This is a genomic window from Pantoea sp. CFCC18179 (assembly GCF_059412405.1).
In genome coordinates, this window is the sequence record NZ_JBNBPM010000004.1 from 251,915 (window position 1) to 274,857 (window position 22,943).

The window sequence follows — 22,943 nt, forward strand, 5'->3', positions numbered from 1 at the left end:
TTAAGAGTGTTCTTCCTGAGCTTCTGTGATAATGGCGTAGAGCTCTTCGTCGCTTTGTGCCGCGCGTAAACGGCGACAAACGGTTTTATCCGCCAGCCGTTTGGCGACCAGCGAAAGCGTGTGCAAGTGGGTTTTACACTGGTCCGCAGGCACCAGCAGGGCAAACAGCAGGTCAACCGGTTGATTATCGACCGCATCAAAAGCAATCGGCTGATCAAGGCTGATAAACACGCCTACGGCACGCAAAGTATCTTCCTCCAGCTTGCCATGGGGAATGGCGATGCCGTTGCCAATGCCGGTACTGCCCATCCGTTCGCGGGTCAGGATTGCTTCGAAAAGCGTCTGGTGCGGCAGATTGAGCTGCTTCGCTGCCAGCTCGCTGATAATTTCCAGCGCGCGTTTTTTACTCTGGCAGTGTACGCCGCTACGGGTACAGTCCAGTGAAAGGACCGAGCTCAATTCCAGTGTCAGATCGTTGTTCATCATCGTTTCACTTGCGAGTTCACTTAGCCGCGAGAATCAGGCAATTGATTTCATTGCCTTTAGCCCGCTGGCGCTTGCGCAGATGACAAAACGGGGCGGTACAATCCGCCCCATCTTTGCTCTAAGTGCCGAATCAGTCAGCACTCTGCAAGCGTGAAGGTTAGTGTTTTTTCAGTTTGTCTTTATGTTTGGTCAGCTGACGGGAAAGCTTATCGATTAACCCGTCGATGGCCGCGTACATGTCTTCCGCTTCCGATGTGGCGTGCAGCTCCCCGCCGTTGACGTGCAGTGTTGCATCTGCAATCTGCGTCACCTTCTCTACTTTTAGAACAATATAAACCTGATTGATACGATCAAAATAGTGTTCCAGTTTGGCAAATTTGGTATTTACAAATTCGCGTAGAGGTTCGGTAATCTCAACGTTAAGTCCGGTAAGGTTTAGCTGCATAGGTCTTCCTTCTTCGTTCGGTCAAACCAACTGTTTACGCTGATTTGATGGCGGTATCGATAAAGACTCGCGATATTTAGCAACCGTACGTCGCGCTACCATGATGCCCTGATCGGATAACATGGAGGTCAGTTTGCTGTCGCTCAAGGGTTTTGCGGGGTTTTCCGCGGAGATCAATTTTTTCACCAACGCACGAATCGCCGTGGACGAGGCTTCGCCGCCGCCTTCGGTGTTGACGTGACTGGAGAAAAAATACTTCAGCTCAAAGATGCCACGCGGGCTGTGCAAATACTTCTGCGTGGTCACGCGGGAAATCGTGGATTCATGCATATCAACAGCCTGGGCAATATCTGCCAGCACCATTGGACGCATGTACTCCTCGCCCTGCTCAAAAAACGCCTGCTGCTGTTCAACGATACAACGTGTCACTTTCAGCAGCGTGTCGTTACGGCTCTCCAGGCTCTTAATCAGCCACTTGGCTTCCTGTAAATTACTGCGGATATATTGATTGTCGCTGTCATTGCGACCCGCGCCGCCCATCGCCGCATATTGCTGATTGATTTTCAGACGCGGCATGCTGTCGGAATTGAGTTCAACCGTCCAGCGTTTATGGATTTTGCGCACCAGCACATCGGGAATCACATATTCCGGTTCGCTGGTGTTGATCGATTGGCCGGGACGCGGATCAAGCGACTGAATCAGCATCATCGCATCCTTAAGCACTTCTTCTTTCAGGCGTGTCACACGCATCAGGCTGCGGAAATCGTGGTTTGCCAGCAGATCGAGATGTTCGCTTACAATCAAGCGCGCTTCTGCCAACATCGGCGTGTCAGCGGCGTATTGCGAGAGTTGTACCAGCAGGCAATCACGTAAATCACGTGCACCGACGCCGACCGGATCGAAACGTTGCACGCGTTTCAGCACCGCTTCAACTTCATCCAGCGCCAGCTCTTCGTCACCAATACTGTCATAAATGTCTTGTAAGCTGACGGTGAGATAGCCGGTATCGTCGATAGCATCGACAATCGACGTGGCGATGGCGCGATCGGTGTCAGAAAACGGCGTTAACTCCACCTGCCACATCAGGTAATCCTGTAGCGATTGGGTGGTTTCGCCTTGATAAACCGGCAGTTCATCATCTTGATAATCGGTGCCGGTGCCTGAAGGGGTTCCCGCGGTGTAAATTTCATCCCAGGTGGCATCAAGTGGCAGCTCATCCGGCATGTCTTTCTGTTCAAGCGCTTCTCGCGTGTCTAACGAATCGCTTTCCTGTTCCTGAAATTCGCGCGCGTCGACTTCTTCATGCAGATCGGTTTGTTCAAGCAGCGGATTGCTTTCCAGCGCCAGTTGCAGTTCTTGCTGGAGTTCAAGCGTAGAAAGCTGCAACAAGCGAATTGCTTGCTGCAGCTGTGGAGTCATCGCCAGTTGTTGGCTGAGCCTGAGTTGCAAACCTTGCTTCATAATTCGATTAGAATTTCCTAAGCAAACGTAGGGTGTTACGACACCTTATCAGAGTCTGAACTCTTCGCCCAAATAAACACGCTTAACCTGCTCATCTACAAGAATTTCATCAGGCGTGCCATGGGCAATTAAATGGCCCTGGCTGACGATATAAGCGCGTTCACACACGGCGAGGGTTTCACGCACGTTATGGTCAGTAATCAGCACGCCAAGGCCGCTGTCACGCAAATGCTCGATGATTTTCTTGATATCGATAACCGAAATCGGGTCAACCCCGGCAAAAGGTTCATCCAGCAGGATAAATTTCGGATTGGCGGCCAGCGCGCGGGCGATTTCCACACGACGACGTTCACCACCTGACAGCGCTTGCCCCATGCTGTCGCGCAAATGCCCAATGTGGAACTCTTCCATCAGTTCGTTGGCGCGATCCTGACGCTGTTCTTCCGTCAGGTCATCACGAATCTGCAGAACCGCCATCAGGTTGTCGTAAACACTCAAGCGACGGAAAATTGACGCTTCCTGCGGCAGATAACCGATACCGCGACGTGCACGGGCATGCAGCGGCAGAATACTGATGTCTTCGTCATCAATCACGATGCGGCCGGCATCGCGCGGCACAATGCCCACAACCATGTAAAAGGTGGTGGTTTTACCGGCACCGTTTGGGCCAAGCAGGCCGACAATTTCGCCGGATTTCACCTGCAGGCTAACATCTTCCACCACGCGGCGGCCTTTGTAGGCTTTCGCCAGGTTTTCAGCGATCAGTGTGGCCATAGCAATCAATTACTCTTTTTAGGGCTCGCAGACGAACCGTTTTTATCCTGCAGCTGCGACGGTACCAGAACGGTGGTCACACGCTTGCTCTCACCCTGGCTGTAAGCCTGCATTTTCTGCTCTTTCACCAGGTAAGTGATGCGGTCGCCTTTGATGTTGCTGTCCAGCTGCTGAATGTAAGCGTTGCCGGTCAATTCAACAAAATCGTTGGCCAATTCGTAATGCAGTTTCGAAGCGTGACCCTGCACTGGTTTGCCGCTGTCCTGCATTTGATAGAAAGTGGCGGGATTACCGTAAGCATCCACGATGGTTTTTTTGCTGTCGCCACCTGGACGCGTGACCACCACTTTATCCGCGGTGATCTTGATAGAACCTTGAGTAACGATCACGTTGCCAGTGAAGGTCGCGACATTACCTTGCAGGTCCAATGCTTGATTAACGGAATCGATATTAACCGGTTTGTCTGAATCGCCGGTCAACGCCAGTGCAGGTAAACTCGTCGCCAGCAGCGTACTCACCAGCAATAACTTAAGGCTGTTTTTGTTCATTTTGGATTTCATAGGAAGTTTTGACCTTTTCAAGCAGCTCAGCATTCTTCGTCCGTAAGTTGCCGCGCATCTTCGTGCCAGTGGAATTAAAACTGCGGCCAAAAAGGGTGACTTGATCGTCAGACGTCACATCCTGGGTGACCAAATTAACCTGCGCGTTATCGGTAAGGATACGCTCAAGTTGTGAATCCTGAGTCAACGTATTAACGACAACATGACCATAAAGATAAAGCATGCGATCTTTCGTCAGCTTGGCTTTATCGGAGCGTACTGACCAGGTTGGCACTTTATTTTCGTCATAGGTGGTCATGACCGGATTATCAAACCAACTTACCTCATCGGCAGAAAAGTAGGTCACTTTATCCGAGATCAGTTTGTAGCCCAGCGCGCCCGTCGGGTTATATACCACCGTATTGGATTTTTCGCTGGTGTACGTCGGCTCTTGATCGTTGGTCGCCACCGGCGTTTTATTGTCATCCTGGTTGGTGAGATTCCAGCCGATCAGCACCAGGGCGATCAAGGCCAGAATCAGCGTCATCCAACGCCTGCTCTTACTCATATAGATTGCCCTTTGGCATCCTCAAATTTGTTCTGTGCCATCAAAATCAGATCGCACAATTCACGCACTGCGCCACGACCACCGGCAATACGCGTAACGTAATGCGCGCGCGGCAGCAAAATTGGGTGGGCATCGGCCACCGCCACACTCAAACCTGCTTGCGCCATTACCGGCCAGTCAATCAGATCATCGCCAATGTAGGCCACCTGATCGGCAGTGAGTGACAGTTTATCCAGGAGTTCACGCCAGGCCAAAAGCTTATCCGATTGCCCCTGGTAAAGATGCGTAATGCCGAGCGTCTTACAGCGATCTTCCAGCAGTTTTGCTTTGCGGCCGGTAATAATAGCCACTTCGACGCCGGAGGTCAGCAGGCATCGCACGCCATAACCATCGCGCACGTTAAACGCCTTAAGCTCTTCGCCGCTATTGCCCATATAAATCACGCCATCTGACATCACGCCATCGACGTCACAAATCAGCAGGCGAATTTGCGCGGCCCGCGCCATTACGGCTGCGCTTACCGGGCCGTAGCAGGTCTCGACCATCGCGGTTTCAGCACTCATTTTTTGTTCCCGTTCAAACTACGCCAGCGCGCAGCATGTCATGCATATGTACCACACCGAGCAGGCGATCGTCATCGGCGACCAGCAGGACGGTGATGTTTTTGTTTTGCATCAGATTCAGTGCATCAACTGCCAGCATATTCGGCCTTACGCGAATGCCGCCGCTGGTCATCACATCCTGAATGCTGGCCTTTTGGAAATCGATGCCCATATCGAACACGCGGCGTAAGTCACCATCGGTGAAGATGCCTTCGATTTTCATCAGGTCATCGACAATTACCGTCAAGCCGAGGTTTTTGCGGGTGATTTCCAACAGTGCATCGCGCATCGAAGCATCGCGGCTGACATGCGGAATTTCATCGCCGCTGTGCATGATATCGCTAACGTGCAGCAGCAGTTTGCGTCCCAACGCGCCGCCGGGATGCGACAAGGCAAAATCTTCCTGCGTAAAGCCGCGCGCTTCCAGCAACGCCACCGCAAGGGCATCGCCCATCACTAACGTCGCGGTGGTGCTGGTGGTGGGCGCAAGGCCAAGCGGACACGCTTCCTGCGGCACGTTTACGCAGAGATGCACGTCCGAGGCGCGGCTCATGGCGCTTTCCGGGCGGCCGGTAATGCAGATGAGCTGCACTTTCTGGCGCTTAAGCACGGGAATCAACGCCAGAATCTCACCGGATTCGCCACTGTTGGATATCGCAATGACCACGTCATTGGTGCTGACCATGCCGAGATCGCCGTGGCTGGCTTCACCGGGATGAACAAAGAAGGCCGGCGTACCGGTACTGGCAAAGGTCGCCGCCATCTTTTTGCCGATATGACCGGATTTTCCCATGCCCATCACCACGACTTTGCCGCGGCAGGCGAAGATCATCGCGCAGGCGCGGCTGAAATCATCATTGATATATTGATCAAGTTGCTCCAGCCCTTCGCGCTCAATGCGCAGCACGGCTTTGCCCGCTTGCTGGAAGTCGAAATCCGGTTGCTGATGTGACATGGTCAGTCCGTCCTTAATAACTTGCGAGAAGCGTAGGGCTGAGCCACAGCCACAGAACCCATACGACAAATCCCGTTAACAATAAAATGCCGGCGGTGCGTCCAATGCGACGCTTACGCAGTAGGCAAAGTAGGGCGAACAGCACGCTCACGCCGAGCATCACCCAGTAATCACGTGCGAAGGCATGCAGATCAACGCTGCCCGGATGAATTAACGCAGGCAGGCCGAGCACAATCGCCAGGTTAAAAATATTGGCGCCGATCAGATTACCAATGGCGATATCGTCTTCACCCTTCAATGCGCCCGCGACCACAGTAGCCAGTTCTGGCAGGCTGGTGCCGACCGCAATCAGCGTTAAACCCATGACCAGTTCGCTCACGCCAAAGTAGTCAGCAAACACGGTGGCATTGTCGATCACCATACGCGTCGACATCGGCAGAATAATCAGCGCCACCGCCAGCCACAAAAAGGCCACGGTATTTCCGGCTTCATCGCGCGGCAGTTCGGCCAACTGTTCGCGGGTCAAGGTGTCGTTATTATCACGTTCCGCGCGGCGGGCAATGCGTATCACCACCAGCAAATAACCCAATGCAATCAGCAAAAGTGCTGCACCATCGAGTCGGCTGAGATAGTTGTCAAATAGCATGATGCCGCTGAGCAGTGAGACTAGCAGCATTAATGGTAGTTCGCGCCGAATGAGATTGGAGTGTACCGTTAAGGGGTGCAGCAGTGCGGCGCCACCAAGAATCAAGAGAATGTTGGTTATGTTGGAACCCAGCGCGGTGCCAACGGCTAAATCCATCTGTCCATGCTGCGCGGCTGAGAACGAGACAATCAATTCCGGCAGTGATGTGCCAATGCTGACCACCGTCATGCCAATGATCAGCGGCGGGATGCCAAAGGATCGACAGAGGATCGCGGCGCTAAACACCAAACGGTCGGCACCGTAAACCAATAAAATCAATCCGATAAACAGCAAGGCAGAAGCTACGAACATTAAAAATCCTTGATGGATGGATGTGTCGGCGAACCTTGTCCGACAGCGAAATACAGTCTGCACGCGGTAACAGGCGCTGATTTTGACTGTCTGAGAGGCAAAAGTAAATTTTAAGGCCGTTTTCGCCACACCAAGTGGGTAAGTTTCTGTAAAACTATCGTGCATTTGGGGCTAACAGGCTAACATCCATCGCTTTGAAAACGCCCGACCCGCATAAAGAGGTAAAGATGATCCAGCAGCAAACGAATCTGGTTGAGGTTCGTGGCGTCAGTTTCACGCGCGGAGATCGTACCATCTTCGACGACATCTCGTTAACCGTGCCTGCCGGTAAAGTGACCGCAATTATGGGACCGTCTGGCATTGGTAAAACCACGCTCTTGCGTCTGATCGGCGGGCAATTGCAGCCTGACAAAGGCGAGATTTGGTTCCGCGAACACAATATCCCGACGCTTTCCCGCACTAAATTGTATGAAGTGCGTAAAAAGATGAGCATGTTGTTCCAGTCAGGGGCACTTTTCACCGACCTTAACGTCTACGAAAACGTTGCCTGGCCGTTACGTGAGCATACGCAGTTGCCGCCAGAATTACTGCACAGCACGGTATTAATGAAGCTGGAAGCGGTTGGTTTGCGCGGCGCGGCTAAGCTGATGCCGGCTGAACTCTCTGGCGGGATGGCGCGCCGTGCGGCACTGGCGCGTGCGATTGCGCTTGAACCAGAGCTGATCATGTTTGATGAGCCGTTTGTCGGCCAGGACCCGATCACCATGGGCGTGTTGGTAAAGTTAATTGATGAACTCAACCATGCCTTGGGCCTAACCTGCATTGTGGTTTCACACGATGTGCCTGAGGTATTGAGCATTGCCGATCATGCCTATATTGTTGCCGGACAAAAAATTATTGCTCAGGGCAGTGCACCGGAACTGAGGGAGAATCCCGATCCGCGTGTGCGCCAGTTTATCGAGGGTCATGCGGACGGCCCAGTTCCGTTCCGTTTTGCCGCTGGGGATTACCTCAGCGACTTAACCCGCGCAGGGAGAACGTAAGCTGATGTTGTTACGGGCGCTGGCGTCATTAGGACGTCAGGGAATTAACACTTGTGCCGCTTTTGGCCGCGCAGGCCTCATGCTATTTCATGCGCTGGTGGGCAAACCGGCGTTTCGTCGCCATGCCCCGCTGCTGGTAAAACAGCTGTACAGCGTGGGCGTGTTGTCGCTGTTGATCATCGTGGTTTCCGGCCTGTTCATCGGCATGGTGCTGGGTTTACAGGGCTATCTGGTGTTAACCACTTACAATGCGGAAACTAGCCTTGGCATGTTGGTAGCGCTGTCGCTGCTGCGTGAACTGGGTCCAGTGGTCACGGCATTGTTGTTTGCGGGGCGTGCTGGTTCGGCGCTGACTGCTGAAATCGGTCTGATGAAAGCCACAGAACAGCTCTCCAGTATGGAGATGATGGCGGTTGATCCGCTGCGTCGCGTGGTTTCGCCACGTTTCTGGGCCGGTTTCATTAGCATGCCGTTGCTGGCGCTGATCTTCACCGCCGTCGGTGTGGCGGGTGGCGCGCTGGTCGGCGTGAGCTGGAAGGGAATCGATCCTGGCTTCTTCTGGTCGGCGATGCAGAATGCGGTCGATTTCCGCTCTGATGTCGTTAACTGCATTATCAAAAGCGCGGTCTTTGCCGTCACGGTAACCTGGATTGCGCTGTTTAATGGCTATGATGCCATCCCGACCTCTGAGGGAATCAGTCGGGCGACGACGCGTACCGTGGTGCATGCTTCACTGGCGGTACTCGGTTTGGATTTTGTGCTGACAGCACTGATGTTTGGGAATTGATGCAATGCAAAGCAAGAAAAACGAAATCTGGGTTGGCGTCTTCATGCTGGCGGCACTGCTGGCATTGTTGTTCCTCGCACTGCGCGTTGCCGACCTCAAATCATTTGGTACGCAACCTACCTGGAAGCTGTATGCCACCTTCGATAACATCGGCGGTTTGAAAGTCAGTTCCCCGGTTAAAATCGGTGGTGTATTGGTGGGACGCGTAGCCGACATCTCTCTGGACGAGAAAACCTTGTCGCCGCGCATCACCATGGATATCAGCGAGGATTACGCCAACAAGATTCCGGATACCAGTTCACTGGCCATCCGCACCCAAGGGCTGCTCGGCGAGCAGTTCCTGGCGCTCAACTTAGGTTTTGACGATCCCGAATTAGGTTCGGCGATGCTGAAAGATGGCGGCACCATCCGCGATACCAAATCGGCGTTGGTGCTGGAAGACTTGATCGGCCAATTCCTCTATAAGAGCGGCGATAATAAAAACGACGATAAATCTCAAGGTGCAGAGAGCGCGCCTGCACCCGCAGCACCTGCAACAACGGAATAACTTACGAGGTAAAACATGATGTTTAAACGTTTACTGATGGTTGCCATGTTGGCAATCGTACCGCTGGCTGCCAACGCGGCGTCTGACCAGAGCAATCCCTATAAGCAGATGGACGAAGCGGCGGCGAAGACCTTCACGCGTCTGAAGAATGAACAGCCGAAGATCAAACAAGATCCGAACTATCTGCGCGAAATCGTGCGTCAGGAATTAATGCCCTATGTGCAGGTGAAATACGCTGGCGCATTGGTGCTGGGCCGCTACTACCGTGATGCCACACCGGCTCAGCGTGAAGCGTACTTTGCGGCTTTCGGTGATTATCTGGCGCAGGCTTATGGCCAGGCGCTGGCGCTGTACAACGGTCAGACTTATCAGATTCAGCCAGAGCAGCCGCTGGGTGATGCCAATATCGTGGCGATTCGCGTCACTATCGTTGATCCTAATGGTCGCCCGCCGGTGCGCCTTGATTTCCAATGGCGTAAGAACAGCCAAACTGGCAACTGGCAGGCGTATGACATGGTGGCCGAAGGGATCAGCATGATCACCACCAAACAGAATGAGTGGGGCGACTTGTTGCGTACTAAAGGCATTGATGGCCTGACCGCGCAGTTGAAAACCTATGCTGCTCAGCCGATCACCCTGGATAAAAAGCAATAATGAGCGAACCGTTACGCTGGCAGCGCACTGCCAGCACGCTGGCGTTAAGCGGCAAATTAGATCGTGATACCTTGCTAACTTTGTGGCACGAGCGTGATACCGCGATGGTGGACATCAACACCATTGATGTCGCGGCGCTGGAAAGGGTGGATTCATCTGGTTTGGCGCTGCTGGTGCATTTGCGCGAAATCGCGCGCGCGCAAGGTAGCGCACCGCTTTTCACCGGGATCTCCGATAAACTCCAGTCATTAATTACGCTGTACAACTTACAGCAGATTATTGTTTCTGCGGAAAAAATCGCCTGATCTTCGGTTGTCGATGCTAAGCCCCTGATTTTTTCAGGGGCTTTTGCGTATTTAAGAGTCAGGCGCTTTCCTCTAAGATGGCAGCCTTATTATTATTAAGTGAAGCAACGAGCGATGGAAAATAGTGAAGTTCAAGCCGTGCTGATGCAGGCGCTGGCATTAGAAGAAGTACACGTACTCAGCAACGATGGCAGTCATTTTCAGGTCATCGCGGTGGGTGAAATGTTCGGCGAACTGAGTCGCGTGAAGAAGCAGCAGGCTGTGTATGCGCCGCTGATGGAATACATTGCGGATAACCGTATTCATGCGGTTTCCATCAAAACTTATACCCCAGCCGAGTGGGCGCGCGACCGTAAACTCAACGGTTTCTAAGTGCTTCACCGGTTGTTTTGTTGATAGATAATTGAGAGCCGTGTTAATGGACAAATTTCGTGTGCAAGGCCCCACTCGTTTAAGTGGTGAAGTGACCATTTCCGGGGCGAAGAATGCTGCGTTACCGATTCTGTTTGCTGCCCTGCTGGCTGAAGAGCCGGTAGAGATTCAGAACGTGCCGAAGCTGCGTGATATCGATACCACCATGAAGCTGCTGAATCTGCTGGGTGCGCGCGTCGAGCGCAATGGTTCGGTCCACGTTGATGCTCGCGAAGTTAATGTTTTCAGTGCGCCTTACGATCTGGTGAAAACCATGCGTGCTTCGATTTGGGCGCTGGGTCCATTAGTGGCACGTTTTGGTCAGGGCCAGGTCTCGCTGCCGGGCGGTTGCGCCATCGGTGCGCGTCCGGTCGATCTGCACATTACTGGTCTGGAACAGCTGGGTGCGGAAATCAAACTGGAAGAAGGCTACGTTAAGGCGTCAGTTAATGGTCGCCTGAAAGGCGCCCACATCGTGATGGACAAAGTGAGCGTTGGTGCCACTGTGACCATCATGAGCGCCGCTACGTTAGCGACCGGCACCACGATTATTGAAAATGCGGCACGTGAGCCGGAAATTGTCGATACGGCAAACTTCCTCAACACGCTGGGTGCAAAAATTAGCGGTGCGGGCACCGACAAAATCACCATTGAAGGTGTTGAACGTCTGGGCGGCGGCGTATATCGCGTGTTGCCAGATCGCATCGAAACCGGGACTTTCCTGGTGGCGGCCGCGATTTCACGCGGCAAAGTGGTTTGCCATAAAGCGCAACCCGATACGCTGGATGCGGTACTGGCCAAGCTGCGTGATGCCGGTGCTGAAATCGAAACCGGTGAAGACTGGATCAGCCTCGACATGCACGGCAAGCGGCCAAAAGCGGTTAACGTCCGCACTGCGCCACATCCGGGCTTCCCAACTGACATGCAAGCACAGTTCACCTTGCTGAACATGGTGGCGGAAGGTACGGGTGTTATCACCGAAACCATCTTTGAAAACCGCTTCATGCACATCCCTGAACTGATTCGTATGGGTGGACATGCGGAAATCGAGAGCAACACGGCGATTTGTCACGGTGTTGAAACGCTGTCGGGCGCGCAGGTCATGGCCACCGATTTGCGTGCATCAGCGAGTTTGGTGCTGGCGGGTTGTATTGCCGAAGGCACTACGTTGGTTGATCGTATCTATCACATCGATCGCGGCTATGAGCACATCGAAGACAAATTGAAAGCGATGGGTGCGAATATCGAGCGCGTAAGCGGCGAGTAATCTCGGCTTTGAGCATTAAAAAACCAGTCACGGCAACGCGGCTGGTTTTTTTTCATCTGCATATTGCTAGATCTCTTTGCGATCCTTTGGCGATCGTATGCGTTTCTTGCGATCCAGTAATCGACTGGTGACAGGATCAAAGTAGCGGCTTGGCCAGATCTCTGACGGATGGACTTTGATCGCATTAGCAATCAGCCACTCACCTTTCGGCCAGGGCCTTGAGAGCGCATTCGCCAGCGTTGACGAACTCAATCCTGAGTCACGTGATAATGCCGCCAGCGACGTGCCTTTCTTGCGCAGCGCAGCAATGATATCTGCCGGATGCCAATCCTCTTTCCTTGGGTACATAACTTTTCTCTCCGTGTCCGTGTTACTGCTTCATCTCTGCTGAAAATTTCCCGTCGCAGAGATATCTGGAAAAAACCTGCGTTTTTATAGCAAATGATTCCTATAAGTTTCCAGTTATTGTTTAGCAACTGCACGAAAGTGCGCCGCTTTTCGCAAAAGCGATGCAATGGATGTAAGCGAAAGAGGAGAAGGGTGAAGCAGAAAAGGGGCCAGAGTTGGCCCCTTAAAAGATTAGAAGTCGCGTTGTACTGACATATGCGCGAGCGCTTCAAGCGCACTGCGCCACGGGCTTTCTGGCAACACTTGTAATGCAGCGATGGCTTTATCCGCCTCTTCTTCAGCGCGTTTGCGCGTCCATTCCAGAGAACAGGTTTGCTGCATTGCAGCCAGAACGGGTTCCAGCAAATGGCGGCCATTGCCTTCTTCGATGGCTTTACGAATCATCTGCGCCTGTTCAGGCGTACCATTGTGCATGGCATGCAGCAATGGCAACGTTGGCTTGCCTTCGCTCAGGTCATCGCCGGTGTTTTTACCCAGCGTTTCGCCATCTGCGCTGTAATCCAGCAAATCGTCAATTAACTGGAAAGCGGTGCCAAGATAGCGCCCATAATCCTGCAAGGCTTTTTCCTGCGCGGGTGTGGCATCGGCCAGGATCGCAGAGGCTTGGGAAGCAGCTTCGAACAAGCGGGCTGTTTTGCTGTAAATCACCCGCATGTAGCTTTCTTCGGTGATGTCGGGATCGTTGCAGTTCATTAATTGCAACACTTCACCCTCGGCGATCACATTCACCGCTTCCGACATTAACGCAAGGATCTTCAAGGATCCCATGCTGGTCATCATCTGGAATGAGCGGGTGTAAATGAAATCGCCGACCAACACGCTGGCTGCATTGCCGAATGCCGCATTGGCGGTGGCTTTGCCACGGCGCATATCGGATTCATCCACCACATCATCGTGCAGCAGCGTCGCCGTATGGATAAATTCGATCAGCGCCGCATTGGTAATATGCAACGTTCCCTGATAATTCAGTGCTCGTGCTGAAAGCACAGCGATCATCGGACGGATGCGTTTTCCCCCGCCGCTGATGATGTAATAGCCTAACTGGTTAATCAGTGAGACTTCTGAATTCAGCTGTTCGAGGATGGTCTGGTTGACGGCCGCCATGTCCTGCGCGGTTAATTCGTTAATCTGTTCTAAGTTCATTCGTCTTTTCAGCTTTACTCGTTTTTTGCATGGTAAGCGCTTTACACAGCGTGAGTTCAGGTAATCTGTTACTGATTGTACTTGAAAAAACGGGTTGCGAAACGTTTGCATTCGCCTTGCGCTTTTTTTCTGCAAGAGAGTGCAAAGTGCTCTTGTCTTCTGCTGGAGTATTGCGTAGAATTCGCGCCCTATTGTGAATATTTATCGCGCCGCCTGATCAACAAGAAAGGCACGCGCAGAAGCGGAGTTTTATATGTACGCGGTTTTCCAAAGTGGTGGTAAACAACACCGAGTAAGCGAAGGTCAGACCGTTCGCTTGGAAAAGCTGGACATCGCAACCGGTGAAACCATTGAGTTTGACCAGGTTCTGATGATCGCAAATGGCGAAGACGTGAAAATCGGCGCGCCACTGGTTTCAGGCGGTGTGATCAAAGCAGAAGTTGTTGCTCACGGTCGTGGCGAGAAAATTAAAATCGTTAAGTTTCGTCGTCGTAAACACTACCGTAAGCAAGCTGGTCACCGTCAGTGGTTCACAGATGTGAAAATCACTGTGATCGGCGCGTAAGAGGAGATCTGACAAATGGCACATAAGAAGGCTGGTGGCTCGACCCGTAACGGTCGCGACTCCAACGCAAAACGTCTGGGTGTAAAACGTTTCGGTGGCGAATCTGTTTTGGCAGGTAGCATCATCGTTCGTCAGCGTGGCACCAAATTCCACGCAGGCAGCAATGTAGGTTGTGGTCGTGACCACACCCTGTTTGCTACCGCAGACGGCAAAGTTAAATTCGAAGTAAAAGGCCCGAACAACCGTAAATATATCAGCATCGTTGCTGAGTAAGGTTGTCGTGCTGCAGACGTTTACCGTCTGAATACACGAATGAAAGGCCCCGCAGCTTTGCGGGGCTTTTTACATTCTGCTGGTTAACAGCGACGTTGCAGCGCAGTTGTTGTACAATTTATGTACTCTTGGCTTTGCCAATCTTGTATTATCCGCCGTCGGTCAGCGCAGAAGACCCTGGCGGACCCGTTCGCAGCCTGCATGCTGCCGCGAACGACAGCGTGACGGAGAAATAAAATGAAGTTTGTAGATGAAGCGACGATCCTTGCGGTCGCGGGTGATGGCGGCAACGGTTGCGTAAGCTTCCGCCGTGAAAAATATATTCCAAGAGGCGGTCCAGATGGCGGCGACGGCGGCGACGGCGGCGACGTATATCTGTTGGCGGATGAAAACCTCAACACCCTAATCGATTATCGCTTTGAAAAGTCTTTCCGCGCAGAACGTGGTCAGAATGGCCAGAGCCGTGATTGCACCGGCAAACGTGGTAAAGACATCATTGTTAAAGTGCCGGTCGGTACACGCGTTATTGACCAAGGTACAGGCGAAACGCTGGGCGACATGACGCGCCATGAGCAGAAGCTAATGGTCGCGAAAGGCGGCTGGCATGGTTTGGGCAACACCCGTTTCAAATCATCAGTTAACCGTTCACCGCGCCAGAAAACCATGGGCACACCGGGCGAAAAGCGCGATCTGCAACTGGAACTGATGCTGTTGGCTGACGTGGGCATGCTCGGCTTGCCTAACGCCGGTAAATCGACCTTTATTCGTTCGGTCTCTGCCGCGAAGCCAAAAGTGGCGGATTATCCGTTCACCACCTTGGTACCAAGCCTTGGCGTGGTGCGTATGGACAGCGAAAAGAGCTTTGTGGTCGCCGATATTCCTGGTCTGATTGAAGGCGCTGCGGATGGCGCAGGCTTGGGTATTCGCTTCCTGAAACACCTTGAGCGTTGCCGCGTGCTGTTGCACCTCATCGATCTGGCCCCAATCGACGAATCTGATCCGGTAGAAAATGCCCGCATCATTCTCGGCGAACTGGAAAAATACAGCGACAAACTGTTCCAGAAGCCACGTTGGTTGGTGTTCAACAAATGTGACCTGCTGAGCCGCGAAGAAGCGGAAAGCCGCGCCAAAGCGGTAGCGGAAGCATTGGGCTGGGAAGAGAAATACTACCTGATTTCTGCGGCTAGCCATGATGGCGTGAAAGATCTTTGCTGGGATGTGATGAGCTTTATCATCGAGAATCCAAAAGAAGCCGAAGAAGAAGCCAAAGAGCCGGAGAAAGTCGCCTTCATGTGGGATGACTATCACCGTGAAGCGATGGAAACGGCGCAGGAAGTGGAAGAAGACGACGATTGGGATGATGACTGGGACGAAGAGGACGACGAAGGCGTCGAAATCATTTACCAGCGTTAATCACCCACGAGAAAGCGGCCAGATGGCCGCTTTTTTTATGCGCTTTTTCAAATAGCTAATCTAGCACCGCCACCGTCAATCGCGAACTACAGCACAGTTGATCGCGGGCATTACGAATCTCAATCTGCCAGCTTTGATTGCGCGCGCCAAGGTGCAGCGGGCGGCAAATCCCGCGCACTACACCGCTGCTTACTGCACGATGATGGCTGGCGCTTACTTCAATGCCGACCACGCTTTTGCCTTCCTCGATGCTGAGATAGCCAGCAATCGAACCCATCGATTCCGCCAGCACCACGGAAGCGCCACCGTGCAGCAGGCCAAACGGCTGCTGCGTTCGTGCATCCACCGGCATCGTCGCTTCGAGGTAATCCTCGCCGATCACGGTAAACATGATGCCGAGATGCGACACCAGCGAGTTGTCACCAAGCTGATTTAGCGTTTCAAGATCGACCGAACGTTTCCAAATTGCCATCTATTAAGATCCCAGCGTTGCGCCACCATCGACCACAATATCCTGCAACACCACGTGGCTGGCAAGATCCGAGGCGAGGAACATCACATTCGCTACGATCTCTTGTGGTTTGGCGATCTTACGCAGCGGGATCCCCAGCTTGTACTGATCCGGGAAGCCGTTGATCATCTCCTGCTCGGCTTCTGGCGTATGCCACAAGCTACGCTGCATATCGGTGTCGGTTGAACCCGGCGACACGATGTTACAGCGCACGCCGAACGGCGCCATTTCCAAACCCACCGTCAGGCACAAGCTGCGCAACGCGGCTTTCGAAGCGCCATACGCCGACATGCCGAGACGCGGCGCGTGCGCGGCATTAGACGCGATGGTGACAATCGCGCCCGCGCGCTGCTGGCGAAACACCGGCAAGGTCTGCTGAAACAGGTTGAATGCGCCACCGGCATTCACTGTCAGGCACGCTTGCCAGTCGTCGAACGACAATGCATCGGTGCTGCCAATGCGCAGGATCCCGGCACCGTTCACCAACACGTCCAACCGCGGTTGATCTGCCAACAAACGCTGGCAAACCGCTTTGACTTCTGTCGCATTCGCCACATCCAAAACCTGGGTGGTAAAGGGGTAATCGGCCTGATCAAAACGCAGATCAAAGCCGATCACCTGCGCGCCAGCCTGATGGAAACTCAACGCAGTATGATAACCAATGCCTTTTCCCGCGCCGGTTACCCAAACAATCTTTCCACTGAAATCGAATGTCGTACTCATTTGGCTGGCACTCGTGAAAGCAGTGCCCACCAGCCATCAATGGTGGGATTTTTTGCCAGGCTAACGAAATCAATATCGTGGTGCACCTGACGCCAGCGCGCTGCCAGCGCCATCACACGCACTGAATCCAGGCCGTAATCAATCAGATTTTCATCATCTTCCGGCACCTCGTCATCTTCCAGCAGCGGCAGAATCAATGCGCGCAACGCGTCTTTGCTCAGCGGTAACGGCATTAGCTCATTGGTCATCACCACTTTGCCGCTGCGACCTGCGGTATACGTCAACGCCATCATGTGTTCTTCACGTGTGAAGTCGGCCAGCGCATCCGCCACCATAAATGGCTGGATGTTACGCATGAAGGCGTCAGTAGCGGTAGTCAGGCAGCCGATGTGTGCGTACACGCCGGTAATGATCAACTGATCGCGCCCCATTTCTTGCAGGATCGATTCCAGCGGCGAACGCACAAAGGCGCTGTAACGCCATTTGGTCAGCACCTGGTCGTCCTGATCCGGCGCGAGCGCATCCACGATCTTTTGCTGATCAGGATGTTTATTCAGTCCCGGTCCCCACATATCGTTGAGCAGTGCACGATCGGCATCGCTCTGCGCATTGGGCTGAGCGGTATAAAACACCGGAATGCCTTGTGCTTTGCAGTACGCACGCAGGCGCGCGATGTTTTCCACCACCTGCTTCACCAGCGGGCTGTCTTCGCCCCAAAAATTGAGGAAGTAAGCCTGCATATCGTGGATCAGCAACGCCGCCCGTTGCGGTTCAACTGTCCATTTCACCTTGTTGGTAGGCAGTTCGGTCGCCGCAGGCAGCGCATAAGCAGTGAGTTTTGGAATAGCCATTACAATCTCCGGAGCAGGTCAGGCTTGCGCTTGTTGATCGGCAAGCTGTTGGCGTAAACGTTTTTTATCCACCTTGCCGACGGGTGTCAGCGGCAGGGCATCTACGCAGGTAATACGATCGGGTAATTTGAACTCGGCCACGCCCAGTTCACGTAGATGGCGACGCAGCGCCACGGCTTTAATCGGTTGGCTGGCGACAATAAAGGCGCAGCTCTTTTCACCCATCAACTCATCATTCATTGATACCAGCGCGGCGTGGATGACATCAGGATGGCGCTGTAACAGATTCTCGATCTCTTCCGCCGCGATCTTCTCGCCGCCGCGGTTGATCTGATCCTTCTCGCGTCCTTGCACCGTGATGTAGCCTTGGGCGTTGATCTCAATCAGATCGCCGGAACAGTAGAAACCGTTGGCATCGAAGCTGGCGGCATTGTGTTCCGGGCTGTTGTAATAGCCGCGAAAGGTGTACGGGCCGCGCGTCATCAGGCGACCAATGCTGCCGGTCGGCAGCGCGTTGCCGTGTTCATCCGCCACCCAGACTTCATCATCCTCGGAAATGGGGCGACCTTGGGTGGTGAGGATGGTTTTCTCGTCATCGCCGAAGCGGGTGTAATTCACCAGACCTTCCGCCATGCCAAATACCTGCTGCAACTGGCAGCCAATCTCAGATTGAATGCGCGCCGCCAGCGTTTCACCTAACTTGGCACCGCCGACCTGAATGCGTTGCAGCGAAGCCAGCTGTTTATTGCTGCCCCATTCCTGAATCGCTTGCAGCCACAAACTGACCGCTGGCGGTACCAAACCGGTATCGGTGACCTGATGTTGCTCGATTAACGGGAAACACTGCGTAGCGCTCGGATCGGCAGCCAAAATCACTTGTCCACCGGCGTAAAACACGCCAAGCGAACCGGGTGAACTCATGGCGAAGTTATGCGGTGCGGGCAGGGCGATGAGATAGCGGGTTTCGGCAGTAATCTGGCAAATCTCATCGCTGGCGCGGATGCTGTAGTAATAGTCGTTATGGGTGCGTGGAATCAGTTTTGGCGTGCCGGTGCTGCCGCCGGACAACTGGAAAAAAGCCACTTCATCGGCAGCGGTTGGCGTGGCGTGGTAATCACCTGCCACTTCCGCCATCAAGGATTCCAGGGTGTTTTCTGGCTTATAGTCATTGCGCAGAATCACCTGTTGCAGCGCAGGCTGCGCTGCGCACAGCGTACTGATAAACGCATCATCCGCAAACAACGCGTGGCTGCGATCGGCGATCAATAATTTCGGTTTGATCTGCGCGGCATAAGCACTGAGTTCGGTGCGTTGATGGCTAAACAGCGCGAACACCGAGGCCACACCCAACTTGAACAGCGCAAACACCGTGATATAGAAATCAGCCACGTTGCCCAATTGTACCAATGCGGTATCGCCATTTTGCAGGCCGCGACGTTGCAATGCGGCGGCGAGGTTGCTGCTCAGTGTATCCATTTCGCGGTAGCTGATTTGGCGATCGCCATCAATTACGGCAATGGCATCGTTATGTTGATGGCGCGCCAGAATGTCGGTCATCGGCACGTCTAGCCAATAGCCTTTGTCACGATAGCGCGCAGCCAGATCATCCGGCCAGCGGGTATAGGGAATGCTCATGCGGTTTCCTTTATTGCAGTCCAAAAGCGCGCAACATGGTATCCAGCTTCACGCCGGTCTCGCGCCACTCAGATTCGGGTTGCGAGTCGGCCACAATGCCTGCACCCGCAAATAGACGCACACGCGAGCCGTGCACGGTGCCGCAACGAATCGTCACCACCCATTCGCCGTTACCTTCGCTATCGCACCAGCCGACGATGCCGCCAAACAACTGACGATCAAACGGTTCCAGCTGTTGAATCAACTGCTGTGCACGTTGATGTGGGAAACCGCTCAGCGCCGGCGTTGGATGCAACAAGCAGGCCAGTGACAGCGCATTTTCTGCTTCATCCCGTACTTCGCCGTCGATCTGCGTTGCCAAATGCCACAAGGTGGCGGTGGTGATTAACGATGGAATGGTCGGCACCGACAACACGCGGCTGCGTGTTTGCAGCGTGTCACGCATGGCATCGGTGACCAGCTTATGTTCGTGACGATCTTTGCCCGAACCCATCAACGATTCACCAGCGGCACGATCCTGCTGAGCATCGCGATGATCGCGACGTGCCGACCCGGCGAGTGGACAAGAACTGAAATCGCGCCCTTGCTTGCGCAGCATCAGCTCTGGGCTGGCACCAATCAGCGCACCGCCTTGTGGCAGCGGCAGATGGAAATGGTAGCTATTGGGGTTTTGCGCAATCACGCGTTGCATCAGCGCAGCGGTATCCACCGGCTGATCGGTAACGATATCCATCAAGCGCGACAGCACCACTTTGTCGAGGTCGCCGCGCTGCGTGGCAGCCACCGCATCCGCCACCATCTTGACGAACACATCGTGTTCCGGCACCGCAGCGCGTCGGCGTACCTGCGGCAAGTCGTTGAGATTGGCGGGCAGCGCATTTTGCAGGTCGGCGCGGTTAAACATCTGATGCGATTCAGGAATAAACAGCGCCGCTGGTTGGCTGACATCAAAGGGGATGGCGCCGACCAGAATCGGATTGGCGATGCCCTGTTTTTTTGCCGCCGCAAAGTGCTGACGCAACTGTTGTTGGAACTCACCGTGCAGCGAGGCAGCATCATTGACCGGCGCGGTAATCGTGGTATAGCAGCCTTGCGTCGCCAAACTGCGCCACGGCGAGGTAAACAGGAAGCCACGGCATAACGCGGAATAATCCTTCAGCCAGGCATTTTCAAACGTGGAAGATTCCACCATAATTTTCACCTATAAATGATAAGATTATTAAGAATGATTATCATTTTTATTATTGGCCTGTAACCTACGTCGATTGGGCAAACGTGTCAATCCATTCGCGGGATTTCCACCGCGTTTAAGCGTAATCGGGTACTCAAGCTGACCAGGGCAATATGCTAAAAAGTGGACCAAAACTTATGAATAAATGCGGCTTTTGGGGCATTGCAGCCCTATTGTGTGTTTTCCAGACTTTCACCAGCGTGGCGCATGCCGAGCAAGGTTGGCCGCGCACGCTGCAAGGTGCCAACGGAACCCTCACGCTAAACCAGGCGCCGCAGCGCATTGTTTCCACCAGCGTCACCTTAACCGGATCGCTGCTGGCGATTGATGCGCCGGTCATTGCGTCTGGCGCCACTGCGCCCAACAGCCGTTTGGCTGACGATCAGGGTTTCTTCCGCCAATGGAGCGATGTCGCTAAACAGCAGCAACTTAAGCGCCTTTACATCGGCGAACCCAACGCTGAAGCTGTGGCGGCTGAAGCGCCGGACCTGATTATCGTCAGCGCTACCGGCAACGATTCAGCGATCAAACTTGCCGATCAATTCTCTGCTATCGCGCCAACGCTGGTGGTCAATTACGACGACAAAAGCTGGCAGGATGTCGTTACGCTGTTAGGCAAAGCCACCGGTCACGAAGTGCAGGCAGCGCAGCGCATCAAAGCCTTCGACGATCGCGAAATGGCGCTGAAAAAAGCCATCTCGCTGCCACCGCAGCCGGTTTCCGCCATGGTGTGGAATGGCGACGGGCGCGCGGTCAATCTGTGGACCGCTGCATCGGCGCAGGGCAAGTTGCTGGAACAACTCGGCTTCACGCTGGCGAAGCCACCAGCTAGCGTGCAGCAGGGCCACAGCATGGGGCAGCGTAAAGACATCATTCAGCTATCGGGCGAAAACGTCGCCAGCGGACTGTCTGGTAAAACCTTCCTGCTGTTTGCCGCCGACGACAAAACCACGCAATCGGTGCTGAGTAATCCGTTCCTGGCACAAAACGCCGCGGTGCAGGGTAAGCAGGTTTACTCGCTGGGCGTGGATTCGTTCCGCCTCGATTACTACAGCGCCAGCAATTTGCTCGCGCGTCTAGAGAAACTGTTCGTTAAATCATGATGGCTGTTCCGCTAGCTCTGGCGGAGCGTAACGACGTAAGCGTCCCATCACCAACCACATCACGATGCCAAGCAGCGCCGCCGCGCAGCCAAACACAGCGGCGGCCTGCGCGGGCAGCAACCACGATCCCATCGCGCCAATTACCGCCGCACCCAACGCATCGCCGGTGACGTTCTGCGCGGTCCATAAGCTATTAATGCGGCCCAATAAATGGTCTGGCGTTAGCGCCTGAATCATGGCGTATTGCACCAGGCTATTGATGGCGCTGAAGTAGCCGAATGCCACTAAACACAGCAGCGCTAGCGGCAGATTGGGCATCAAACTGAACAAGCCGAGGGCGATAAATGCCGCTATTGCGCTGCTCAACACCAATTGGCCCGGACGCGCGGCGTGTTTCAGCTTGCCACTGGTGAATGCGCCGACAGCGGCTCCGAGCGGCACCGCGGCGTACATCAAACCAAGCTGGTCAGCGCTGACTGACCAATGTGGTGCTAATGAGGGATAAAGCACGCGCACCGCGCTGGCTAAAGTCACCAATGCGCCAATCAACGCCACCATGCCGACAATCGGGCTGGCAAACAGAAACTGCACGCCGGCCGCCAGCGATTTCAGTGGATGCTCGCGCGGCTGTGGCGGAGGCGGCAACGTCGGTAATTTCAGCAGGGTTAACACCGTCAGCAGCGTGCCAAACGCCGCCAGCGCGTAGTTCCAGGTCACGCCGCCGTGCGCAATCACCAGCCCGGCAATCGCGGGCGATAAAATTGAGCCGAAGCGTACCGTCAGCATGGTAATGGCACCGGCTTGCATGATGTTTTCCCGCCCAACCAACGCTGGAGTCGCCGCCAACAGCGCGGTAACGCCAATTGCGCCGAAAAAGCCATCCCAGAAACCGAGCAAATAGACGGCGATTAATGAGGGGTCTGGCAGCGCAGCGTTGATCGCCAGTGCAATAAAGCCTAAGCCGCAGGTGGAACGCGCTATCAGAATCAGCTTTTTACGTTCATGGCGATCAGCTAATACGCCGCCAACTAATAAGCCGATAAACATGCCAGACGCGGCTAATGTCACCGCCAATCCCACTAATAACGGCGAATTTGTCAGGTGCTGAATTTGTACCGGCACCGCCACGGCGAGCATGCCGAGCGCAACGATTGAGATAAAACGCGCAATAAATACCGCGCGAAAAGCCGGATGGGTTTTCAGCAGTGTGAGATCGATAAAGTGGGAGGATTTGTTCATGTCGTCG

28 protein-coding genes are annotated in these 22,943 nt (G+C 54.0%); 11 read left to right on the plus strand and 17 right to left on the minus strand.

The genetic code is table 11. The features are described from left to right. The 9 genes from ptsN to ACPUC7_RS10705 form a co-directional block, all read right to left on the minus strand. The gene (gene ptsN / locus ACPUC7_RS10665; protein WP_176505766.1) at positions 1–483 is read right to left on the minus strand and encodes a PTS IIA-like nitrogen regulatory protein PtsN; all 483 of its coding nucleotides are present in this window, start codon (positions 481–483) and stop codon (positions 1–3) included. 160 nt (positions 484–643) lie between these two features. After that, positions 644–931, minus strand: coding sequence for a ribosome hibernation promoting factor (gene hpf, locus ACPUC7_RS10670; protein WP_008104375.1), 288 nt, complete (start codon positions 929–931; stop codon positions 644–646). Positions 932–952: 21 nt separating this feature from the next. Next, a complete protein-coding gene (gene rpoN, locus ACPUC7_RS10675; protein WP_494922911.1) occupies positions 953–2,392 on the minus strand; it encodes an RNA polymerase factor sigma-54 in 1,440 nt (479 codons plus the stop codon). 48 nt (positions 2,393–2,440) lie between these two features. Continuing rightward, on the minus strand, positions 2,441–3,166 hold the full coding sequence (gene lptB, locus ACPUC7_RS10680; protein WP_008104371.1) for an LPS export ABC transporter ATP-binding protein: 726 nt from the start codon (positions 3,164–3,166) through the stop codon (positions 2,441–2,443). A 5-nt stretch (positions 3,167–3,171) separates the two neighbouring features. Continuing rightward, entirely contained in the window at positions 3,172–3,726 is a 555-nt protein-coding gene (lptA, locus tag ACPUC7_RS10685; protein WP_343554234.1) for a lipopolysaccharide ABC transporter substrate-binding protein LptA, read from the minus strand. Continuing rightward, a complete protein-coding gene (gene lptC, locus ACPUC7_RS10690; RefSeq protein ID WP_343554235.1) occupies positions 3,695–4,273 on the minus strand; it encodes an LPS export ABC transporter periplasmic protein LptC in 579 nt (192 codons plus the stop codon). Before lptC ends, lptA begins: the two co-directional genes overlap by 32 nt. Next, a complete protein-coding gene (gene kdsC / locus ACPUC7_RS10695; RefSeq protein ID WP_343554236.1) occupies positions 4,270–4,836 on the minus strand; it encodes a 3-deoxy-manno-octulosonate-8-phosphatase KdsC in 567 nt (188 codons plus the stop codon). The genes lptC and kdsC overlap by 4 nt, the downstream gene beginning before the upstream one ends. A gap of 13 nt (positions 4,837–4,849) precedes the next feature. Then, positions 4,850–5,830, minus strand: coding sequence for an arabinose-5-phosphate isomerase KdsD (kdsD, locus tag ACPUC7_RS10700; RefSeq protein WP_494922912.1), 981 nt, complete (start codon positions 5,828–5,830; stop codon positions 4,850–4,852). 13 nt (positions 5,831–5,843) lie between these two features. Next, positions 5,844–6,827, minus strand: a complete 984-nt coding sequence (locus tag ACPUC7_RS10705) for a calcium/sodium antiporter (protein ID WP_494922913.1) — start codon at positions 6,825–6,827, stop codon at positions 5,844–5,846. A gap of 227 nt (positions 6,828–7,054) precedes the next feature. On the opposite strand from ACPUC7_RS10705, the gene mlaF reads away from it, so the two are divergent. From mlaF to murA, 7 genes are all read left to right on the plus strand, one after another. Next, entirely contained in the window at positions 7,055–7,870 is an 816-nt protein-coding gene (gene mlaF / locus ACPUC7_RS10710) for a phospholipid ABC transporter ATP-binding protein MlaF (RefSeq protein ID WP_343554239.1), read from the plus strand. Between the two features lie 4 nt (positions 7,871–7,874). Further along, positions 7,875–8,657: a lipid asymmetry maintenance ABC transporter permease subunit MlaE gene (gene mlaE / locus ACPUC7_RS10715; RefSeq protein ID WP_343554240.1), complete on the plus strand. Its 783-nt coding sequence runs from the start codon at positions 7,875–7,877 to the stop codon at positions 8,655–8,657. Positions 8,658–8,661: 4 nt separating this feature from the next. Then, on the plus strand, positions 8,662–9,204 hold the full coding sequence (gene mlaD, locus ACPUC7_RS10720; protein WP_343554241.1) for an outer membrane lipid asymmetry maintenance protein MlaD: 543 nt from the start codon (positions 8,662–8,664) through the stop codon (positions 9,202–9,204). An 18-nt stretch (positions 9,205–9,222) separates the two neighbouring features. Further along, entirely contained in the window at positions 9,223–9,858 is a 636-nt protein-coding gene (gene mlaC / locus ACPUC7_RS10725) for a phospholipid-binding protein MlaC (protein ID WP_494922992.1), read from the plus strand. Further along, positions 9,858–10,163: a lipid asymmetry maintenance protein MlaB gene (gene mlaB / locus ACPUC7_RS10730; RefSeq protein ID WP_343554242.1), complete on the plus strand. Its 306-nt coding sequence runs from the start codon at positions 9,858–9,860 to the stop codon at positions 10,161–10,163. The genes mlaC and mlaB overlap by 1 nt, the downstream gene beginning before the upstream one ends. A gap of 114 nt (positions 10,164–10,277) precedes the next feature. Then, positions 10,278–10,535 (plus strand): BolA family iron metabolism protein IbaG, encoded by a 258-nt coding sequence (ibaG, locus tag ACPUC7_RS10735; protein WP_008104351.1) that lies wholly within the window; start codon positions 10,278–10,280, stop codon positions 10,533–10,535. 46 nt (positions 10,536–10,581) lie between these two features. After that, the gene (gene murA, locus ACPUC7_RS10740; protein ID WP_343554243.1) at positions 10,582–11,841 is read left to right on the plus strand and encodes a UDP-N-acetylglucosamine 1-carboxyvinyltransferase; all 1,260 of its coding nucleotides are present in this window, start codon (positions 10,582–10,584) and stop codon (positions 11,839–11,841) included. A gap of 66 nt (positions 11,842–11,907) precedes the next feature. On the opposite strand, the gene ACPUC7_RS10745 is transcribed toward murA, so the two are convergent. Both ACPUC7_RS10745 and ispB read right to left on the minus strand, forming a co-directional pair. Continuing rightward, a complete protein-coding gene (locus tag ACPUC7_RS10745) occupies positions 11,908–12,189 on the minus strand; it encodes a helix-turn-helix domain-containing protein (protein ID WP_343554244.1) in 282 nt (93 codons plus the stop codon). Positions 12,190–12,420: 231 nt separating this feature from the next. Continuing rightward, positions 12,421–13,392 carry an octaprenyl diphosphate synthase gene (ispB, locus tag ACPUC7_RS10750; RefSeq protein ID WP_494922914.1) on the minus strand — a complete coding sequence of 324 codons (972 nt, stop codon included), beginning with the start codon at positions 13,390–13,392 and terminating at the stop codon, positions 12,421–12,423. Positions 13,393–13,645: 253 nt separating this feature from the next. On the opposite strand from ispB, the gene rplU reads away from it, so the two are divergent. The 3 genes from rplU to cgtA all read left to right on the plus strand — a co-directional run bounded on the left by rplU (position 13,646) and on the right by cgtA (position 15,643). Continuing rightward, positions 13,646–13,957, plus strand: coding sequence for a 50S ribosomal protein L21 (gene rplU, locus ACPUC7_RS10755; RefSeq protein WP_007886644.1), 312 nt, complete (start codon positions 13,646–13,648; stop codon positions 13,955–13,957). Between the two features lie 15 nt (positions 13,958–13,972). Next, positions 13,973–14,230: a 50S ribosomal protein L27 gene (rpmA, locus tag ACPUC7_RS10760; RefSeq protein ID WP_009092448.1), complete on the plus strand. Its 258-nt coding sequence runs from the start codon at positions 13,973–13,975 to the stop codon at positions 14,228–14,230. Positions 14,231–14,467: 237 nt separating this feature from the next. Then, a complete protein-coding gene (gene cgtA, locus ACPUC7_RS10765; RefSeq protein WP_494922915.1) occupies positions 14,468–15,643 on the plus strand; it encodes an Obg family GTPase CgtA in 1,176 nt (391 codons plus the stop codon). 55 nt (positions 15,644–15,698) lie between these two features. Here the strand turns inward: cgtA and ACPUC7_RS10770 are convergent, their stop codons facing one another. The 5 genes from ACPUC7_RS10770 to ACPUC7_RS10790 are packed head-to-tail and all read right to left on the minus strand — an operon-like array spanning position 15,699 to position 20,555. Next, a complete protein-coding gene (locus tag ACPUC7_RS10770; RefSeq protein ID WP_494922916.1) occupies positions 15,699–16,115 on the minus strand; it encodes a hotdog fold thioesterase in 417 nt (138 codons plus the stop codon). Between the two features lie 3 nt (positions 16,116–16,118). Beyond that, positions 16,119–16,877, minus strand: a complete 759-nt coding sequence (gene dhbA / locus ACPUC7_RS10775) for a 2,3-dihydro-2,3-dihydroxybenzoate dehydrogenase (RefSeq protein WP_494922917.1) — start codon at positions 16,875–16,877, stop codon at positions 16,119–16,121. Further along, a complete protein-coding gene (locus ACPUC7_RS10780) occupies positions 16,874–17,728 on the minus strand; it encodes an isochorismatase family protein (RefSeq protein ID WP_494922918.1) in 855 nt (284 codons plus the stop codon). The genes dhbA and ACPUC7_RS10780 overlap by 4 nt, the downstream gene beginning before the upstream one ends. An 18-nt stretch (positions 17,729–17,746) precedes the next feature. Then, on the minus strand, positions 17,747–19,363 hold the full coding sequence (locus tag ACPUC7_RS10785) for a (2,3-dihydroxybenzoyl)adenylate synthase (RefSeq protein ID WP_494922919.1): 1,617 nt from the start codon (positions 19,361–19,363) through the stop codon (positions 17,747–17,749). 10 nt (positions 19,364–19,373) lie between these two features. Next, positions 19,374–20,555, minus strand: a complete 1,182-nt coding sequence (locus tag ACPUC7_RS10790) for an isochorismate synthase (protein WP_494922920.1) — start codon at positions 20,553–20,555, stop codon at positions 19,374–19,376. A 176-nt stretch (positions 20,556–20,731) separates the two neighbouring features. Between ACPUC7_RS10790 and fepB the strand changes: the two genes are divergently transcribed. Further along, on the plus strand, positions 20,732–21,697 hold the full coding sequence (fepB, locus tag ACPUC7_RS10795) for a Fe2+-enterobactin ABC transporter substrate-binding protein (protein ID WP_494922921.1): 966 nt from the start codon (positions 20,732–20,734) through the stop codon (positions 21,695–21,697). Here the strand turns inward: fepB and entS are convergent. Continuing rightward, complete coding sequence (gene entS, locus ACPUC7_RS10800; protein ID WP_494922922.1) at positions 21,692–22,936, minus strand: enterobactin transporter EntS; 1,245 nt, start codon at positions 22,934–22,936, stop codon at positions 21,692–21,694. The genes fepB and entS overlap by 6 nt on opposite strands. Positions 22,937–22,943: the final 7 nt, after the last annotated feature.

Bases quoted from the DNA above. Each gene is read 5' to 3' on its own strand.
- ptsN (WP_176505766.1), bottom strand. From the start codon at position 483: ATGAACAACGATCTGACACTGGAATTGAGCTCGGTCCTTTCACTGGAC.
- hpf (WP_008104375.1), bottom strand. From the start codon at position 931: ATGCAGCTAAACCTTACCGGACTTAACGTTGAGATTACCGAACCTCTA.
- rpoN (WP_494922911.1), bottom strand. From the start codon at position 2,392: ATGAAGCAAGGTTTGCAACTCAGGCTCAGCCAACAACTGGCGATGACT.
- lptB (WP_008104371.1), bottom strand. From the start codon at position 3,166: ATGGCCACACTGATCGCTGAAAACCTGGCGAAAGCCTACAAAGGCCGC.
- lptA (WP_343554234.1), bottom strand. From the start codon at position 3,726: ATGAAATCCAAAATGAACAAAAACAGCCTTAAGTTATTGCTGGTGAGT.
- lptC (WP_343554235.1), bottom strand. From the start codon at position 4,273: ATGAGTAAGAGCAGGCGTTGGATGACGCTGATTCTGGCCTTGATCGCC.
- kdsC (WP_343554236.1), bottom strand. From the start codon at position 4,836: ATGAGTGCTGAAACCGCGATGGTCGAGACCTGCTACGGCCCGGTAAGC.
- kdsD (WP_494922912.1), bottom strand. From the start codon at position 5,830: ATGTCACATCAGCAACCGGATTTCGACTTCCAGCAAGCGGGCAAAGCC.
- ACPUC7_RS10705 (WP_494922913.1), bottom strand. From the start codon at position 6,827: ATGTTCGTAGCTTCTGCCTTGCTGTTTATCGGATTGATTTTATTGGTT.
- mlaF (WP_343554239.1), top strand. From the start codon at position 7,055: ATGATCCAGCAGCAAACGAATCTGGTTGAGGTTCGTGGCGTCAGTTTC.
- mlaE (WP_343554240.1), top strand. From the start codon at position 7,875: ATGTTGTTACGGGCGCTGGCGTCATTAGGACGTCAGGGAATTAACACT.
- mlaD (WP_343554241.1), top strand. From the start codon at position 8,662: ATGCAAAGCAAGAAAAACGAAATCTGGGTTGGCGTCTTCATGCTGGCG.
- mlaC (WP_494922992.1), top strand. From the start codon at position 9,223: ATGTTTAAACGTTTACTGATGGTTGCCATGTTGGCAATCGTACCGCTG.
- mlaB (WP_343554242.1), top strand. From the start codon at position 9,858: ATGAGCGAACCGTTACGCTGGCAGCGCACTGCCAGCACGCTGGCGTTA.
- ibaG (WP_008104351.1), top strand. From the start codon at position 10,278: ATGGAAAATAGTGAAGTTCAAGCCGTGCTGATGCAGGCGCTGGCATTA.
- murA (WP_343554243.1), top strand. From the start codon at position 10,582: ATGGACAAATTTCGTGTGCAAGGCCCCACTCGTTTAAGTGGTGAAGTG.
- ACPUC7_RS10745 (WP_343554244.1), bottom strand. From the start codon at position 12,189: ATGTACCCAAGGAAAGAGGATTGGCATCCGGCAGATATCATTGCTGCG.
- ispB (WP_494922914.1), bottom strand. From the start codon at position 13,392: ATGAACTTAGAACAGATTAACGAATTAACCGCGCAGGACATGGCGGCC.
- rplU (WP_007886644.1), top strand. From the start codon at position 13,646: ATGTACGCGGTTTTCCAAAGTGGTGGTAAACAACACCGAGTAAGCGAA.
- rpmA (WP_009092448.1), top strand. From the start codon at position 13,973: ATGGCACATAAGAAGGCTGGTGGCTCGACCCGTAACGGTCGCGACTCC.
- cgtA (WP_494922915.1), top strand. From the start codon at position 14,468: ATGAAGTTTGTAGATGAAGCGACGATCCTTGCGGTCGCGGGTGATGGC.
- ACPUC7_RS10770 (WP_494922916.1), bottom strand. From the start codon at position 16,115: ATGGCAATTTGGAAACGTTCGGTCGATCTTGAAACGCTAAATCAGCTT.
- dhbA (WP_494922917.1), bottom strand. From the start codon at position 16,877: ATGAGTACGACATTCGATTTCAGTGGAAAGATTGTTTGGGTAACCGGC.
- ACPUC7_RS10780 (WP_494922918.1), bottom strand. From the start codon at position 17,728: ATGGCTATTCCAAAACTCACTGCTTATGCGCTGCCTGCGGCGACCGAA.
- ACPUC7_RS10785 (WP_494922919.1), bottom strand. From the start codon at position 19,363: ATGAGCATTCCCTATACCCGCTGGCCGGATGATCTGGCTGCGCGCTAT.
- ACPUC7_RS10790 (WP_494922920.1), bottom strand. From the start codon at position 20,555: ATGGTGGAATCTTCCACGTTTGAAAATGCCTGGCTGAAGGATTATTCC.
- fepB (WP_494922921.1), top strand. From the start codon at position 20,732: ATGAATAAATGCGGCTTTTGGGGCATTGCAGCCCTATTGTGTGTTTTC.
- entS (WP_494922922.1), bottom strand. From the start codon at position 22,936: ATGAACAAATCCTCCCACTTTATCGATCTCACACTGCTGAAAACCCAT.